This window comes from Sphingomonas sp. ATCC 31555 (assembly GCF_000282895.1).
Lineage (GTDB): Bacteria > Pseudomonadota > Alphaproteobacteria > Sphingomonadales > Sphingomonadaceae > Sphingomonas.
In genome coordinates, this window is sequence record NZ_ALBQ01000011.1 from 71227 (window position 1) to 86760 (window position 15534).

At 64.6% G+C, this 15534-nt stretch carries 16 protein-coding genes; 6 read left to right on the plus strand and 10 right to left on the minus strand.

Annotation, left to right across the window (positions count from 1 at the left end):
• From B215_RS0104715 to fliF, 3 genes are read right to left on the minus strand one after another with little or no spacing between them, the layout of a single operon-like run.
• Positions 1-1332 carry a sigma-54-dependent transcriptional regulator gene (locus tag B215_RS0104715; RefSeq protein ID WP_019368477.1) on the minus strand — a complete coding sequence of 444 codons (1332 nt, stop codon included), beginning with the start codon at positions 1330-1332 and terminating at the stop codon, positions 1-3.
• Positions 1332-1685 carry a flagellar motor switch protein FliN gene (gene fliN, locus B215_RS0104720; protein ID WP_019368478.1) on the minus strand — a complete coding sequence of 118 codons (354 nt, stop codon included), beginning with the start codon at positions 1683-1685 and terminating at the stop codon, positions 1332-1334. Before fliN ends, B215_RS0104715 begins: the two co-directional genes overlap by 1 nt.
• 10 nt (positions 1686-1695) lie before the next feature.
• A complete protein-coding gene (gene fliF / locus B215_RS0104725) occupies positions 1696-3300 on the minus strand; it encodes a flagellar basal-body MS-ring/collar protein FliF (protein WP_019368479.1) in 1605 nt (534 codons plus the stop codon).
• A gap of 515 nt (positions 3301-3815) precedes the next feature.
• Between fliF and B215_RS0104730 the strand changes: the two genes are divergently transcribed.
• Both B215_RS0104730 and B215_RS21225 read left to right on the plus strand, forming a co-directional pair.
• The gene (locus tag B215_RS0104730) at positions 3816-4052 is read left to right on the plus strand and encodes a hypothetical protein (RefSeq protein WP_019368480.1); all 237 of its coding nucleotides are present in this window, start codon (positions 3816-3818) and stop codon (positions 4050-4052) included.
• A 41-nt stretch (positions 4053-4093) separates the two neighbouring features.
• Entirely contained in the window at positions 4094-4510 is a 417-nt protein-coding gene (locus B215_RS21225) for a hypothetical protein (RefSeq protein ID WP_156804356.1), read from the plus strand.
• A gap of 183 nt (positions 4511-4693) precedes the next feature.
• Here B215_RS21225 and B215_RS0104735 read toward each other — a convergent pair whose 3' ends face one another.
• The 3 genes from B215_RS0104735 to B215_RS0104745 all read right to left on the minus strand — a co-directional run bounded on the left by B215_RS0104735 (position 4694) and on the right by B215_RS0104745 (position 7630).
• Complete coding sequence (locus B215_RS0104735) at positions 4694-5842, minus strand: TonB family protein (protein WP_019368481.1); 1149 nt, start codon at positions 5840-5842, stop codon at positions 4694-4696.
• Positions 5843-5934: 92 nt separating this feature from the next.
• A complete protein-coding gene (locus tag B215_RS0104740; RefSeq protein WP_019368482.1) occupies positions 5935-6582 on the minus strand; it encodes a FliH/SctL family protein in 648 nt (215 codons plus the stop codon).
• A gap of 13 nt (positions 6583-6595) precedes the next feature.
• A complete protein-coding gene (locus tag B215_RS0104745; protein ID WP_152997712.1) occupies positions 6596-7630 on the minus strand; it encodes a flagellar motor switch protein FliG in 1035 nt (344 codons plus the stop codon).
• A gap of 87 nt (positions 7631-7717) precedes the next feature.
• Between B215_RS0104745 and B215_RS0104750 the strand changes: the two genes are divergently transcribed.
• A complete protein-coding gene (locus tag B215_RS0104750) occupies positions 7718-10501 on the plus strand; it encodes a hypothetical protein (protein ID WP_026008948.1) in 2784 nt (927 codons plus the stop codon).
• Positions 10502-10503: 2 nt separating this feature from the next.
• Entirely contained in the window at positions 10504-10920 is a 417-nt protein-coding gene (locus B215_RS0104755) for a flagellar basal body protein (RefSeq protein WP_152997713.1), read from the plus strand.
• A gap of 106 nt (positions 10921-11026) precedes the next feature.
• Here B215_RS0104755 and B215_RS20545 read toward each other — a convergent pair whose 3' ends face one another.
• The 4 genes from B215_RS20545 to B215_RS0104775 form a co-directional block, all read right to left on the minus strand.
• On the minus strand, positions 11027-11527 hold the full coding sequence (locus B215_RS20545) for an FxDxF family PEP-CTERM protein (RefSeq protein WP_019368486.1): 501 nt from the start codon (positions 11525-11527) through the stop codon (positions 11027-11029).
• 493 nt (positions 11528-12020) lie between these two features.
• On the minus strand, positions 12021-12446 hold the full coding sequence (locus tag B215_RS0104765; protein WP_019368487.1) for a hypothetical protein: 426 nt from the start codon (positions 12444-12446) through the stop codon (positions 12021-12023).
• Positions 12443-12733, minus strand: coding sequence for a rod-binding protein (locus tag B215_RS0104770; protein WP_037513135.1), 291 nt, complete (start codon positions 12731-12733; stop codon positions 12443-12445). The genes B215_RS0104765 and B215_RS0104770 overlap by 4 nt, the downstream gene beginning before the upstream one ends.
• Complete coding sequence (locus tag B215_RS0104775) at positions 12733-13794, minus strand: flagellar basal body P-ring protein FlgI (protein WP_419724247.1); 1062 nt, start codon at positions 13792-13794, stop codon at positions 12733-12735. The genes B215_RS0104770 and B215_RS0104775 overlap by 1 nt, the downstream gene beginning before the upstream one ends.
• 153 nt (positions 13795-13947) lie before the next feature.
• On the opposite strand from B215_RS0104775, the gene B215_RS0104780 reads away from it, so the two are divergent.
• Positions 13948-14337, plus strand: a complete 390-nt coding sequence (locus tag B215_RS0104780; protein WP_019368490.1) for a flagellar assembly protein FliX — start codon at positions 13948-13950, stop codon at positions 14335-14337.
• A 195-nt stretch (positions 14338-14532) separates the two neighbouring features.
• Positions 14533-15498 (plus strand): SGNH/GDSL hydrolase family protein, encoded by a 966-nt coding sequence (locus B215_RS0104785; RefSeq protein WP_019368491.1) that lies wholly within the window; start codon positions 14533-14535, stop codon positions 15496-15498.
• Positions 15499-15534 lie beyond the last annotated feature (36 nt).

The window sequence follows — 15534 nt, forward strand, 5'->3', positions numbered from 1 at the left end:
TCAGGGCGCGGGCGAGACGGCAATGCCGGCTTCGATGAAGCTGCGCAGCTTGTTGCGCATCGTGCGAACCGAGATGCCGAGGATGTTGGAAGCGGAAGTGCGATTGCCGTGGCAGCGCTCCAGCGTCTGCAGGATCAGCTCGCGTTCCACTTCTTCCACGGTGCGGCCCACCAGGCTGTTGATGTCGAGCGCGCTGGCGTCTGTCGTCAGTTCGGCGAGCGGCGTGCCGTCGGCGCGGACGAGATCGCCCGGCTGGATGGCGGCGGCGCGGCCGAGCAGGATCGCGCGATGGACGGTCTCATCGAGCTCGCGAATATTGCCGGGCCAGGAATGACGCTGGATCAGCGCCATGGCCTCGTCGGTGAAGGCGCGCGGCGGCATCCCGTCGGCTTCGGCATGGCGCTTGGCGAAATAGCGGGCCAGCGCGATGATGTCGTCGCCGCGCTCGCGCAGGGGCGGCACTTCGATCCGCACCAGCCCCAGCCGGACCAGCAGGTCCGCGCGGAATGCGCCGGCGTTCACCAGCGCATCCAGGTCGATGCTGGTCGTGGCGATCAGCCGGGCGTGGAAGGGAACGACATCGTCGCCCGCCAGCCGGCGGAACTGCTGCTTCTGCAGCACGTCGTGCAGCTTGGCCTGCAGCGCGGGCGAAAGCACGCCTACCTCGCGCAGCAGGATCGTGCCGTGACCCGCTTTTTCCAGCCGGCCGATGCGCCGGGCGACGGCGCCCGGGAAGGCGCCGGCTTCATGGCCGAACAGTTCGGATTCGAGCACGTCGGGGGCGACGCCGGCGCACTCGGCGACCAGCATCGGCTGCGCCCGGCCAGAGGCATCGTGCACCGCGCGGGCGGTCACTTCCTTGCCGCTGCCCTTTTCACCGGTGATCAGCACCGGGGCGCCGCTGGGCGCCACGGCGGCGGCGAGCGAAAGCGCGCGCGCCAGCGCCGGGTGGCCGCCGATCCAGGCGGGCGCTTTGCGCTCGACGACCGATGCGATCGCCGCGGCGATCAGCTCGCGCTGGGGGGGCAGGGGTACGTAGTCGCGGGCACCGGCGCGTATCGCCGCCACGGCGCGCTCCGCCGGCGCGTCGATGCCGCAGGCGAGCACGGCGATGGTGAAGCGTTCGGCGCGGATGCTCTGCATGAAGCCGGCGATGTCCGCCTCCACGTCGATCATCACCAGATCGGCGCCGCCCTGGCGAAGCTCGATCAGCCCGTCCTGCGGCGTATCGGCCATCGCCACTTCCGCGCCGGCGCTGCGGGCCAGCTCGGCGGCGAGCCGAAATTCGCTGCCGGGTGCGCCGATCAGGAGCATGCGGATCGAGGATGCCATCAGCGATCGGCCCGTACGATTTCGGTGAGGGTCACGCCCAGCGCATTGTCGATCAGAACCACTTCGCCGCGGGCGATCAGGCGATCGTTGACGAAAATGTCGACCGGCTCACCGACGCGGCGGTCGAGTTCGAGCACGGTACCCGAGGTGAGGTTGAGCAGATCGCCGATCGGCATGCGGGCGCGGCCTAGCACGGCCTGTACCTTTACCGGCACGTCGTGCACGGCTTCCAGGCCGCTCATGCCGGCGGGCGCTTCCGGGTTGCCGCCGGGCAGTTCGAAATCCTCGAAGTCCGGCACCTGCTGGGGCTCGCTGCCGTCCGAAGGGATGATGTCGTGGGGATCGATCGTCATCTGATAGTTCCTATGCGTTCATCCATTGGCGGATCACCGATGCCGCCTCGGGCGGGCTGGCGGCGATCGTCGAGCCGATGCGCTTCAGCGCGGAGAGTTTGATGCGCCCGTCCACCTGGGCGAGGGCGATTTCCTGATCGAGCAGCGCCGGTTCGGTGGCACCGATCGCTTCCAGCTGCTGCAGCGCCTCGGGGTCTCCATCCGCGGCACGCTCGGTGAGCAGGCGGACTTCCTCAGCATGCTGCTGCGCTTCGATCTGGGTCATTTCCGGCGCGACCGGCAGCGGTTCGGGCTTCGGCTTCAGCATCCGCAGCACCAGCAGGCCGACTCCGGCGATCAGGGCGAGCTGCAGGAACGTCCAGATCCGGTCGAGCGGCAGGTTGGCGAACAGGCCACCCTTGTCTTCTTCCACCGGCACGGCGGAGAAGGGCATGCTTTCCACCACCACGCTGTCGCCGCGCTGGGTGTCGATGCCGGCGGCGTTCTCCACCAGCCGCTGCAGACGCTGGATCTGGTCGGCCGGAAGTCCCTTGGGGCCGCCATCGACCATCACCGCAACCGTCAGGCGCGTGACCTTGCCCGGCGCGCGGACGGTAACCGTCCGGGTCGAGCTGTTCGAATAGGTGGTGTCTTCCGACGTCTGGTTGCTGTTCGACTGGCGCGAGGAGCCGGGGGCCGCCGGATTGGCCTGCGCGTCCGGCAGCTGGTTGGCAACCGACGCCGTCTGCGGGCCCGGATCGGTTTCGCGATTCTGGTCGCCGGTCTCGACGCTCACCTGGCGGGCGACGACCTGCTTGTCGGGATCATAGATATTCGATTCCTCGCGCGTCTGGTCGCGATCGATCTGGGCGGAGACCTCCGCGCGCACCTTGCCCTCGCCGACGATCGGTTGCAGCAGCGCCTCGATCTCGGCGCGCAGCTTGGCTTCCACGGCCTGCTGGCGTTCGTCGGCGTCGCCGGCACCGGCCGTGTCGGGGTCGCCCGCGCGGGCGAGCAGTGCGCCGGTCTGGTCGACCACCGAAATCGCGTCGGGCGACAGCTCGGGCACCGAGGACGAGACGAGATAGCGGATCGCCGCGATCGATTCCGAGCTGAGATGGCTCTTCGTCTTCACCGTCACGGCCGCCGTCGCCTTGCGGCTTTCATTGGCGAACATCGCCCGTTCGGGCATCACGATGTGCACCCGCGCGGCGGTGACGTTCTGGATGGTCTGGATCGACTTGGAAAGCTCGCCCTCGATGGCGCGCGTCTCGTTCATCTTTGCGCGGCTGGCGGACACGCCGAAGGGCTGTTCCTCGTCCAGCACTTCATAGCCGATCTTGCCGCCCAGCTTTTCGCCGGCCATGCTCATGCGCAGCTGCGCGAGCTTTTCCTCGGGCGCCATGATCGCGGTGCCGTCGGCGGAGAGCGTGTACGGCACGTTCTGCGCCTTCAGCTTCTCCGTGATCGTCGCGGCGGCCGCGGGATCCAGATCGGTGTATAGATAGCCCATGTTGGACTTGGAGCTGGTCATCGCCACGATGGTCAGCGCCGCCATCAGCGCGATCGCCACGCCCCCCATCAGCATGAGCCGCTTGGAGCCCAGTTGAGCTACCAGATTCTTGATCGCTTCCAAAGCCGCCCCATGCACTAACTACGGGGCGCGGAATGCCCCTGGTCTTTCCTAGTTATAGAAGGCCGGGGCGCGGCAGTTTCTGCCGGGTGGGAATTTTTTGCCTAGCGCGCGACGGAGCAGAAGCCGGCACGTCCACGGACCAGAAGGCGCGGGCTGCCGCCCGATCCCAGTCGCTCAGCGTCGCAATCCTGGTACCCGAACCTGCCGTTGGTCCATCTCCGACGGCGAAGGTTCGCTTGACGGGGCTTGGGCCTTTGCCGTCGTTCCGAAACGGCACGTCGGATGACTCCTCCTCCCCGAAGCCAACCTCCATCGTTTGTTCGACCGTTGGGCGGAACCACGGAACGTGGAGCGCTGCGAAAAGGCGGGTCTAAGGTCCGAAAGCTCGCACTTTCGCGTTCGCTTGGCCGACATGCGGTGACGTGCTCCCCTGAAACTCCTCCAGTGTGAGGTAGTCCTCGATCAAGGAGGATGAAGATGAAGCGCAGCAGGTTTTTCAGAAGATTCCGAAGCTCGTGAAGCTGGGGCTGCTAATCAGCGCGCCTGACGGCAATGACGCCCGCAAACGGGCATTCTCGCTGACTGCCGAAGGCCACCGCCAAGTTGAGCGATTCCAACATTGCCGATCGCTGATAATGAAAGCCTATGGAGGCCTGTTTGCCGAAGTGGGCGATCTGTCCAGGTTGATCTCGAAGACCTCGTCGTCCCTGCGCGGCCGATCGTTGAACGAACGGATCGGCAACCAATCCTGATCCGTATCCGCTCTGCACAACGGCATTTTCTCGGACCAGCGATGCTGCAAGGTTTTGCGCTGGGCGATGGGAAGGTTCTGGCGGAAGCTGCCGTAAAAGGCTCGACCGGCACGCGACGCATCTCGGTTGGCAACTGCCGCAAGTTGCAGCTGGCAACAGCTATGCGCATCGGTTTCCCCGAAACCGGTCAGGTCCGCTTCCCTCCCGCTCCGGCATCCGCGGCGACTTGCGCCGGCTGCTATGTTCCCCATATGTGCCGAAGTTCCGCTTCGGGCGGCCGCTCTTTGACCCTGTTCGATGCTGCCTTTGCGCATGAAGCAACACACTTCATGGGCTCGCCCTGCAGGTACAAGGCGAAACGCTTCACGCGCCTAAACTTCCTAAACTTCGGCATTCCCTCCGCGGCCCGTCGCGACACCCGCCGAAACGCGCGCACGCCTAAACTTCCTAAACTTTAGGGTTCCTCGGCGGTCCGTTGAGCGACCCGTCAAAACGTGCGTACGCCTAAACTTCCTAAACTTTGCCGGTTGGCCACCGCCTCGGTGCGGCGACTTTGCACGCCTTCTCAGTCGGTCGTCATGGCGCTCCGGCGGGTGGGGAGGGCGCATCCCCCAGGACGCGGGTCGGCGTGGCGCTGGCGGTCAGCTGTCGGTAGCCGCGGGCTCCTGGCCCTTGTTGGGCATGACGAAGCGCACGAGATCGACGCAGCCGCTTCGCCCCGTTGGCGACGATCCCTGGCGCGCATTGCGAACGATGTCGCGCGCCTGATAGCCGAACGCATCGGCGGGTTCGGCCCTTAGGACACGGACGTTGCCGATCTCGCCCCAAGGCGCGACGTCATAGGCGATGATCGCCCAACCCTCGATCCGGCGCTGCACGAAGCCGGCGGGAAATTGCAGCCTGGGCATCGACGTCCATTTGGTGTCGGCTTCCGGGCAGCGTGCGTCGGCCGGCTGCATGCTGCTCTTTTCCGGAGGCGGCGGCGCGGCGATCGTCGCCTCGCTCCTGCGATAATAGGGGTAGGTGCAGCCGTGCCGCGCTTCGTGGGCGTAGCGCGTTTGCCGCACCGCCTTGATCGACGCGCGGTCGAGCGCGGCATTGCCGTCCGACGCGACGATACGGACGTTCACCGGCCGGCCCTTCGCGTTTATGTCAAACGCCGTCATCGCATAGGCCCAGGCACCGGGCGCGATGGCGATGTCCTCGAAGGCTGGGTAGGCGCGCAGCCGCAACTTCGGGCTTCCGGCGCCCATGCAGTCGGTATCGGCCGGGTGGATGCGCCGGAACAGCGCCTGCTGGCCGCCCTGTCGCGGATGCGGCGCTACCAGATATCGTGCCACCACCGGCGGCGGCGCGTCCGCGATCGACCATTTGCGTGCTTCGAACCGTACCGTGCAGTTGCGCCGTTCGCCCGGCGCGAAGCGCGCGGTTGCGAACGCGGGCACCAGATCGTCGTCGCTATAGAAGAGTCGGCTCGGGCTCAGCGCATCGGGAGACGGGTTCATACGCGCGATGCCGAGCGGGCGACCCTGGGCGTCGATCCGGAAGGATATCGTCACCGGTTGCAGCTGGTTGGCGCCCGTGCCGAACGCTGCAACCGGCAAGGGCGGTTCATAGCGGGCGAATGCCACCGGGCCGCCCTCACAGCGCGCCTCGCCCGGCGCCAATTCCACCAGCGACAGGCTGGGCGCAGCGGCATGCGGCGCTGCAATCGGCGGCGGTGGCGCATTCCACTCCTGCACGGCGCCGGAGAAAGCGAGCAGCGACAAGGGGAGCAAGCGCAGGATCATGCCGCGCAGGCTGCCGCCCTTTGCTTACATCTTCAAGTCAAATGCAAGAAAAGCGCGCGCTTTTCTTTAAGCGCGGCTAGACTCGGCCTGTCTTAATGCAGCAGCAGGCTCTCCAGTTCGGCTGCCACGGCATCGCGACGCGCCTGGGCGCTGAGGGCAAGGCCGCCCTCGTCCCAGTTGATCAGCGCATCGCCCAGCGCCAGCGTCGCATCGGGCGCGACGCTCAGGTTCAGCCGGCGCCTGTCCTTCGACTGGCGTTCGGCGATCTTGGCTTCGATGTCGTCCACCAGATCGGGGTGGACGCGCACCTGCAATTCGGTGCCGCGTGCAACCTGGCCCAGTACCCGGCCGATCGCCGCGTCCACGGCATCGCCCGGCGCGCGTTCGATGGCGCGTGCCGCGATGTGATCGGCGGCGGCGAGCGCGACTTCGGTCGCCTCGCTGGTCACCCGCTCGGCGATTTCGGTGAATTGCGCATCGATCACCTCGATGCCGGCATGCAGCGCGTCGACCGCGTTGAGCAACGCGACTTCGCGCTCACCGCGTGCCTGCGCCAGCCCGGCTTCGAAGCCTTCGGCGCGGGCGCGGGCAATCACTGCCTCCTGATCCGATTTGAGCAGCGCAATCTCGGCGCGAAGCGCGGCAAGTTCGATCAGTGCATCTTCGTCGACCAGCTTCTTTTCCGGCACCGGCGCGGAAAAGACGCGATCGAAGGCGAAACGTTCGACATGGATGCTCATGCGGCCATGCTCCTCAGATAATCATTGCGTCGTCGGACTTGGGATCGACCAGCAGGATTTCGCCGCGATCGGCGAGGTCCTTGGCCAGGCGGACGAGGCTCGACTGCGCCTCCTCGCAATCGCGCGCGCGCACCGGGCCCATGCCGGCCATGTCCTCGCGCATCAGCTTGGCGGCGCGCTCGGTCATCGCGTTGAAGAACATCGTCTTCAGCTGATCCGGGGCGCCCTTCAGCGCCAGCGCCATCTCGCGCTTGTCGGCATTGCGGACGATCGACGCGATCGCCGGCGGCAGCAGGTTGGCGAGATCCTCGAAGGTGAACATGAGGGCGCGGATGCGTTCGGCGCTTTCCGGCGCCTTGGCGTCGAGCGCGGTGAGCATCGCTTCCTCGGTCGAGCGGTCGAGCGAGTTGAACAGCTCGGCCATGCTTTCGTGCGGATCGCGCTTCTGCGAGCGGGAGAGGTTGGTCATGAACTCGGTCTTGAGCGTCTGCTCGACCTGGTTGATGACTTCCTTCTGCACCGTGTCCATCCGCAGCATGCGCATGATCACGTCGACCGCGAATTCGCGCGGCAGCTCGGCCAGCACGCGCGCGGCATGGTCCGGGCGCAGCTTGGAGAGGATGACCGCGACGGTCTGCGGATATTCCTGCTTGAGCGCGCCGGCCAGCACGGTTTCGGACACGTTGGACAGCTTGTCCCACATCGTCCGCCCCGAGGGACCACGGATATCCTCCATGATCTCCTTCACCTTGTCGTTCGGCAGAATGCCGGCGAGCAGGCGTTCGGTCGTCTCGTAGCTGCCGTGGAGCGAGGCCATGCTCGCGACTTCGCCGGTGAATTGGACGAGCAGATACTCCACGACGGTGCTGGGGATACGGCCCAGGCCGGCAATCGTCGAGGACAGCTCCTTGATTTCGTCGGTGGAAAGCTGATCCCAGATCGGCGCGCCATGTTCACGGCCGAGCGCGAGCATCAGCGCAGCCGCGCGCTGCGGCCCCGAATATTTCTTCAGTTCGGGCGGTTCACCCACCGTGGCGACAGAAGCCATGTTCATCCCTGCAGAAAATGGACCGTGCGCCGCCGCAGGGCCGCGCTTTCCTCTATTATAGACTTGTTAGGGGAAGGAACGGATCGGATGACGGTTAATTTATCGGCAAGTCTTGTGGGGCTGAGCATGCTCAGCGGCCAGAATGCCTTTTCGTTGACTGCGCCTATCGCGTTCGAAAGCAAGGCGGTGCGCACCGCCAAGGCGCAGTTCACTCTCGCGCCGACGACGCCGCCCTGGAAGGATCCGGACGTTAAGCCGGCTTCGGCATCGCAGATTTCCTCGATCCTCGCCGCTCGCACCCTCCTCGAAAAATCCAATGTCGACGGCAGCGGCAAGCTGTTGCCGGACGACGTGCAGACCAGCTTCACCACCTATAAGGCGCTCGACAAGCTCCGGGTGCTCGCCGAAGCCGCGGCGGCCAAGACGACGTCCGATGCGCAGCGGGCAAGCTATCAGAAGGCGTTCTCCAAGGGGCTCGCGGAGATCCAAGGCTTTCTGGCCACCGCGCCGTCTGACAAGGTCAACCTCGCCTTCGGCCGTCCGACCTCGACGGTCGCTTCCAGTCAGCTCGCATCCTCCAACATCTACGAGGTGGCCGGCAAGCCCCTGGTGAGCAAGCGTTCCGATCCGTTGCCTGGACTCAAGGGCGATGAGCAGTTCGAAATCACCCTTAACCGCCCAGCTCTGACGCAGAAGTTCACGATCGATCTGGCCCAGGGCCCGCAGCCGCCGACGATGGACTCGGTTGTCGATGCGCTCAATGCGCAAATCAGCTCGGTCCTGGTCTACCAGGCGGACGGCACGCCCCAGCTCGACAGCAAGGGCAATCCCGTATCGCGCTGGCTTGCCCGTTTCGAGCCGGAGTTCAAGGACAATAAATGGGGCCTCCGGCTCAGCGTGCCCGATGGGCTCGAGCAGGTTTCGCTGGACCAGATAAATTCGAAGGATTCTCTGGTCGTCGCCACCGGCCAGACGGCGCTCGATGCGCCGACCGCTACCCAGGTGTTCCGCCTGAACGATCCTGCCGGAACGCCCACCAACGTGGCGATGGGGACGATCCAGGCGCTTGATCGCACGCTGACCAAGCAGAACGAACTCGCCGGCAAGACGACCAACGTCACCACCACTACCGTGGACCTCGACGGGAAGGTACAGAAGAAGACCGAAAAGACCAGCAACGCCTATGCCAGCACGGATGCGGCGGCGGCGGTCAGCGACGGGCAGGGCTATACCTATGTCGTCGGCACAACCAAGGGCGATCTGGGCGCCAACCTGTCGGATGGCGACAACAATCTGTTCCTCACCAAGATGGACGGGGCCGGCAACGTCGTGTGGCAACGGAGCCTTGGCGCCACCGGGACGGCTACCGGAGCGTCGGTGTCGCTGGGCGCAGATGGCAGCATCGTCGTTGCGGGCACAGTCACCGGCAATTTCAACGGCGTCACGGCCGATGGGGACATGGTCGTCGCCAAATATGCTGCCAATGGCGACGAGAAATTCTCTACCGTCGTGCGCTCGACTGGGATCGACAGCGCGAAGGCGGTGACGGTAGGCACCGATGGCTCGGTCTATGTCGCGGGTCGGGTCTCCGGCGAAGGCGGCGACGCGATGATCGCCCGGATAGACAGCACCGGCAAGCTCGCCGAGCGCCGTACGATCGGCACCACGGGCAGTGATTCGATCAACGCGCTCGCGATCGGTGCCGACGGGAACGTCCTCGCGCTGGTCTCGCAGGACGGGAATGCCAAGGTCCTGAAAATGGACGCGGCGGCGCTATCGACGGATCTCGGCAGCATCGACCTCGGCAAGGCTGATGCCCGCGCGATCGCCGTCGCAGCCGATGGCAGCATCGCCATCGGTGGCGCGACGAACAGCGCGATCAGCGGCAACCAAATCAACAGCATCAGCGGCGAGCGCGACGGTTTCGTCACCCGGATCGATGCGGGCCTGACGAGCGCGAGCACAACCTATATCGGTACCGGTGCCGACGAACAGGTCGACAGCATCGCGTTCCTCGGCAACGATCTATACGCTGGCGGCCGCACGACGGGCGATCTGGCGCAGACGCGGCGCGGCCCCGTGGACGGCTTCGTCACTCGGATCGATACGGCCACCGGCCAGATCGCCAGCACGCAGCAGTTCGGCCAGGCGCTGCTTCGCACCGAACCGGTGCGCATCACGGCGGACAAAGGCGGCGACAATGCGCTGGCCGCACTAGGCTTTGGCCGCGGAACGCTGAACCCCGTAGTATCGGACAAGGTAACGACGCAGACGACCATGCGACCCGGCGACAGCTTCTCGATCCGTGTCAACGATGGTGCAATCCGCAAGATCACGATCGAAGCCAATGATACGCTGAAGACAATCGCCGATCGAATGCAGGGCATGATCGGTGCATCGAGAGCTACGGTGACCGCAACCTCCGTCGACGGCGTCCAGTCGCTGCGTATCAGCATGAAGGCTGGTCACGAACTGGACCTGATCGCCGGCCCCGGCGAGACCGACGCGCTGGCGAAGCTGGGGCTTGAGCCGCAGAGCATCGTTAACCAGGGCTCGGTTAGCGCGTCGGCGCCGAAGGTGCGCCCCGGCGGCAGCTATGGTCTCGATCTGAGCGAAGCGTTGAGTCTTTCGAATCTGGACAACGCCAAAGTTGCGCTGGCGAAGATCACCGATGCCATATCGGTATCGCAGAGCGCCTATCGATCGCTCTATTGGGATGATGCCAAGGCAACCCTTGCCGAAGGCACGGTGAAGAATACCAAGACCGGCAAGGGTTCGACCGCGATCCAGAAGTCGCAACTCGCGAATTACCAGGCTGCGCTGTCACGGCTCAGCCAGAATAACTCAACTTCCATTTTCTTTGGGCTGTAACCATGTCTGAAATGCCATCGATCTTTTCTGCGATCCAGCTGCGGATGCAGAACTTGGCGCAACGCCAGCAGGTGATAGCCCAGAATCTCGCGAACAGCGAAACCACGGGCTACAAGGCGCGCGACGTCTCCGAGCCCAATTTCGGCGATCTGTTGGGAAGCAGCGGGGTCACCGTATCGAAGCCGCAGGTGCAGTTGACCGGTGCGATGAAGAGTCTGGGCGCAGTGCAGCCGGTGGGCAGCGGCATCGTCTTTGACAAGAATGTGAGCGAGACCAAGCCCGACGGCAACAACGTCACGCTTGAAGAGCAGCTGCTGAAGATGGGCAAGGTCCAGGCCGATTTCAGCGCGATGACCAACATCTATCGCAAGCAGCTTTCGATGCTGAAGACGGCGCTTGGGAAGGGCGGCAACGGCTGATCGCCGTTCACCGCGCGGCCGGTTGCGCGTAGACCGGCGGGTGCACCCACAAAAAAAAGGGGCGCAGGCAATGCCTGCGCCCCTTCTTCTTGGCTTTGCAGCAGGTTCAGGCGATCGCAGCGCGCGGCGAGCGGCGACGGCGCAGTGCCGCACCCGCCATGCCGACACCGGCGATCATCATGCCCCAAGCAGCCGGCTCCGGCACCGCGACGAAGTCGATCGTCGCGCTGTACGAAGCGACGCGGTTGGTGGTGTTGCGCACCGACACGATCAGGTCATAGGTACCGCCAGCGGCGATGTTGAAGATCGTCTCGACGCCCGCGACCGGGGTGAACGTCACGCCGTTGAACGAAGCCGACAGGAACGTCAGATTCGCCGTGGTGAAGGTGAGCTTCGCCTGGCCTGCCGACGGCAGGCTGATCTTGAACGTGTCGCTCGCCGTAACGCCCGCGGTACGGCGGACGTTCGAGAAACCGCCGGTCGTGCCGTCGAACGAGCAAACGGTCGAACCGTCGCACAAATAGGTTGCTGCCTGCGCGGTGCCGGTCATGGCATAGGCGCCGGCGATCATCGCCGCGCTCGCAAAAATCGTCTTCAAACGCTTCATATTAAGACCTCCCTCTAGCCAAGCTTCCAGCCATGAGCCCTCCGCCGACATGGACAGGTTCACTTAGACTCGTTCTGGCTGACAGGTCCTTCATAGCTCAACTGCACATAATTTACAGCTACATTTTAAAGACTGTTTAACCATCATTTTTAGAAAATGAAAACAATAATTTAGCTGGCATTTCTTCGCAAGTATTAGGTGGCAGACAACCCGGATTGGCACACCGGTTCGTCGCGGTGCAACAAAGAATCGGAAAGAAGAAGCGAAGTCATCGGGATAGTGTTCCTACTGCCCTAAAGGGCCGAAGCGGCGGCAACCCCTGCTTAGGAGCAGGCCGCACCCTGGTCGGCTGTCCGTCGCACGGGACGAAAAACGCCGTCATCGCGCATGGGCGGGATCCACGGGCTCTAGGGCAATGTTCTCGCACCAGCTCACCAGCTCACCAGCTCACCAGCGAATGCGGTCGCGCTTTCGCAAGTGTATTGCGCGCGGCTCAGAGCCGCGCGTTGATCGAGATCGGGGCTGGTGCGTCTAGCCCGGCTATGCCGCCACAGGCGCCATAGGTCGTGCTGCGGCTGCCGGTGAGGCGCTGGGCCTCTGCGGCGATCGCGGCCATCATGTCCGCCGACAGCTCGATCTGGCGCGAAAGAATGCGGGAATTCACCAGCGAAGCGTCGCGCAGCGCCTGGCTCGCCTCCGCCAGGCATGTGCGGTCTTCCAGTGCCAGCGTTTCCAGCCAGTCCTCAGGATGTTCGCGCTTCATGCGGGCGATTTCGGCCTCGATCTTGCCGGCAAGGCGCAGCTTGGCATTGGCGATCTCGCCTAGCTCCGGAATGTAGGGCGTGCGCGAAAGGCGCTCGCTCTCCTCTTCCATCAAGGCGGTTAGGGACACCATGGCGTCGACGAGCTGGGTGATCATTTCTGTCCTTGCTGTAGCTTGAGGATCTGGTCGAGCACGGCCGGGGCGAGGCCCACGCCGCCACGACGCGCCATTTCAGTGCCGAGCTTTTCGGCGAGAATGCCGCGGAACATCTCTTCGCCCGCACCGCCAGAGAAGTTGCTGTCCTGCTCGACGCTTTCGAGCATCAGCTTCGCCATCTGGCCCAGGAAGACGCCTTCGAAATCCTCTGCCGTCTTGGCGTTCTTGGGGTCCACCTTGGGCGTTTGCGGCGCGGGGGTGGAGGCGAGAATCGGCTTGCTGTCCATCATTGCACCTCGATTTCAGCCTGGAGCGCACCGGCAGATTTGATGGCCTGAAGGATGGTGATCAGGTCGCGCGGCGATACGCCAAGCGTGTTGAGGCCGCTCACGAGCGATTGGAGCGAGGGGCCATTGATCACCGCTAGACTGGCGCCATTGCCGTCGTTCACCTGCACCTGCGTGCGCGGCACCACCGTCGTCTGGCCGTTGGAAAAGGGGGCGGGCTGGGAGACCTGGGGTGCCTCGGTTACCGTGATGGTTAGGCCGCCTTGGGCGATCGCGACCGGGGTGATCCGCACGTCGCTGTTCATCACCACGGTGCCCGATGCTTCGTTGATCACGACGCGCGCTGCCTGATCCACCTTCACTTCCAGATCGCCGATCTGAGTGACGAGATCGATCACCGAACCCTGGCCGCCGGCGGTGCCGCGCACCTCCACGGTCGAGGGATCCAGCATCTGCGCGGCGCCGGGATAGCGGCCGTTGATCGCCCGGGCGATCCGATCGGCGGTGTTGAAGTCGGGATTCTTGAGCGCCAGCTTGAGGCTGGTCGAGGATCGCAGCGCGAACGGCACTTCGCGTTCGATGATCGCGCCGCCGGCGATCCGGGCGGAGGTGGTGACGCCGCGGCTCACGCTGGCAGCAGCGCCCTGGCCCCGGAAGCCGGAAACCGCGAGCGGCCCCTGGGCAACGGCGTAAATTTCGCCGTCCAACGCGCGCAGCGACGACGCGATCAGCGTGCCGCCCTGCAGGCTGGTGGCGTCGCCCAGCGCTGATACCTGGACATCGATCCGCGATCCCGATCGTGCGAACGGCGGCATGGTCGCGGTAATCGACACGGCCGCCACATTCTGCGTCCGCATCTGGGTGCCGCGGATGTTAACCCCCATCCGCTCGAGCATCGACTGCATCGACTCCTCGGTAAAGGGCGCGTTGCGGATGCGATCGCCGGTGCCAGCGAGGCCGACCACCAGGCCATAGCCAACCAATTGGTTTTCACGGACATTTTCTACGTCCACGATGTCCTTGATCCGCGTCTGCCCGATCGCTTCGGGCGCGCCGGTCATGGCGAGCAGAAGCGCCAGCAGCGATGGGAACAGACGGTGCATAAACCTCTCGGTGGAAGTGGAAACTTAACGCTAATCTTCTTATAGAAAGAGGAGAGCCAACGGGGCTCGAGAGGGTTGGAATTCGTGCGTATCGACAGCCTTTCACCGATTATGGCGCGCAACCTGCTGGGGGTGTTGCCAAAATCCGTGTCCGGCCTGCGCGCGGGGGCGGAAGAAGCGCCCGCTCCGGCCCTGCAGCCTTCGCCTGCGACCGCTGCGGTTCCGGTGACCACGGTGCAGATGCTGGTCGCGATCGCGGTCACCAATCCGGTGGCAGAGCGTCGTCGCAAGCTCGCCCGCAAGGCCGAACGCGGCATTGATCTGCTCGATCGGCTGCACAAGGAACTGGTGTCCGGAACTGCTAGTGCCGAGCGGCTGCGCGACATCGTCGACTGGACGAAGACGATGTCGCCGCCCGACGATCCGGCGCTGGCCAGCCTGATGAGCGATATCGAACTGCGCGTTCGGGTCGAACTCGCCAAGCTCGACATCGAGGTATAGGCGAAGCCGCGGCTTTGCTTTGGTTCGAAGCCGCAATGTTTATACTGCGGCGTCTTTGCCGATGTTCCTGCAAATATCGAATAGTATTCGCCGGCCCTGACAACCTGCTTGGTGTGACGCATATTTTGCGTTAAACAATGGTTAACAGGGAGAGGAATCGCTATGCAAATTGCGCGGATTCTTGGCGTGTGCGCCATGCTCGTGGCTTGTCCTGCGTCGGCAGGCGCGGTCAGCTATTCCGGACTATATGTATTCGGCGACAGCCTGGTGGACTCAGGCAATGTCTATGTCAAAACGGGCGGCGCGCTGGCAAGCGGTGCCGATGGCTATTATGGCGGCCGTTTCTCGAACGGGTTCAACTTCGCCGACTATCTGTCGATCCACTTTGCCGGCACGCCCGCTACGGCGGCGCTGCTCGGCGGCAGCAACTTCGCCGTCGGTGGCGCCAATGCGGCGTACGCACCGGGTGAAGTGAGCCCCAGCTTCCTCGCACAGGTGGCGGCCTTCGCCAGCGGCGGCACGCCGATCACCAGCGATGCGCTCGTGCTGGTCACCTTTGGCGGCAACGATGTGCGCGACACGATCGGCACCGGCGGCACGATCGATTTCACCGCGGCGGCGACGGATCTCGCGCTCGGGTTGAACCAGCTATATGCGCTCGGCGCTCGGAACTTCGTGGTCACGGGTGCCCCGGATATCGGGCAGCTGCCGGTATCGATCGGCACGGCGGGGGCCATCCCCGGTAGGCTTGCGGAACTGACCGATCGTTCGCAGCAGATCAGCACCGTGCTGTCGACGCAGACCACGATGCTCGATTCGATGCAGGGCGCGAATGCGCAGTTCTTCGATCTCTTCGCCTATCAGCAGGCGCTGCTCGCCGATCCGGGCAGCTTCGGGCTGCCCGCCGGCCTGAACACCACTACGCCCTGCCAGATCGTCGGCGGTGGCGAGCCGCAGATCGCGAACTGCGATAATGCGCTATACTTTGATGCCATCCATCCCACCACGCAGGTTCATGCCGCGATCGCGACTGCGATTATCGGCCAGCTGAACGCCAGCGCAGTTCCCGAAGCGGAAAGCTGGGCGCTGCTGATCATGGGGTTTGCCGGAACGGGCGTGGTGCTCCGTCGCCAGCGGTTCCGGGCGGCTGCGCCCGCCTGAGCTTGGGCCGCCGGGCCTGTTTGCGTGCCGCCAGAT

Bases quoted from the DNA above. Each gene is read 5' to 3' on its own strand.
- B215_RS21225 (WP_156804356.1), top strand. From the start codon at position 4,094: ATGCTGCAAGGTTTTGCGCTGGGCGATGGGAAGGTTCTGGCGGAAGCT.
- B215_RS0104740 (WP_019368482.1), bottom strand. From the start codon at position 6,582: ATGAGCATCCATGTCGAACGTTTCGCCTTCGATCGCGTCTTTTCCGCG.
- B215_RS0104750 (WP_026008948.1), top strand. From the start codon at position 7,718: ATGACGGTTAATTTATCGGCAAGTCTTGTGGGGCTGAGCATGCTCAGC.
- B215_RS0104780 (WP_019368490.1), top strand. From the start codon at position 13,948: ATGGCGCGCAACCTGCTGGGGGTGTTGCCAAAATCCGTGTCCGGCCTG.
- B215_RS0104770 (WP_037513135.1), bottom strand. From the start codon at position 12,733: ATGGACAGCAAGCCGATTCTCGCCTCCACCCCCGCGCCGCAAACGCCC.
- B215_RS0104755 (WP_152997713.1), top strand. From the start codon at position 10,504: ATGTCTGAAATGCCATCGATCTTTTCTGCGATCCAGCTGCGGATGCAG.
- B215_RS20545 (WP_019368486.1), bottom strand. From the start codon at position 11,527: ATGAAGCGTTTGAAGACGATTTTTGCGAGCGCGGCGATGATCGCCGGC.
- B215_RS0104775 (WP_419724247.1), bottom strand. From the start codon at position 13,794: ATGACCGGCGCGCCCGAAGCGATCGGGCAGACGCGGATCAAGGACATC.
- B215_RS0104765 (WP_019368487.1), bottom strand. From the start codon at position 12,446: ATGATCACCCAGCTCGTCGACGCCATGGTGTCCCTAACCGCCTTGATG.
- B215_RS0104715 (WP_019368477.1), bottom strand. From the start codon at position 1,332: ATGGCATCCTCGATCCGCATGCTCCTGATCGGCGCACCCGGCAGCGAA.
- B215_RS0104785 (WP_019368491.1), top strand. From the start codon at position 14,533: ATGCTCGTGGCTTGTCCTGCGTCGGCAGGCGCGGTCAGCTATTCCGGA.
- B215_RS0104735 (WP_019368481.1), bottom strand. From the start codon at position 5,842: ATGATCCTGCGCTTGCTCCCCTTGTCGCTGCTCGCTTTCTCCGGCGCC.
- B215_RS0104745 (WP_152997712.1), bottom strand. From the start codon at position 7,630: ATGGCTTCTGTCGCCACGGTGGGTGAACCGCCCGAACTGAAGAAATAT.
- fliN (WP_019368478.1), bottom strand. From the start codon at position 1,685: ATGACGATCGATCCCCACGACATCATCCCTTCGGACGGCAGCGAGCCC.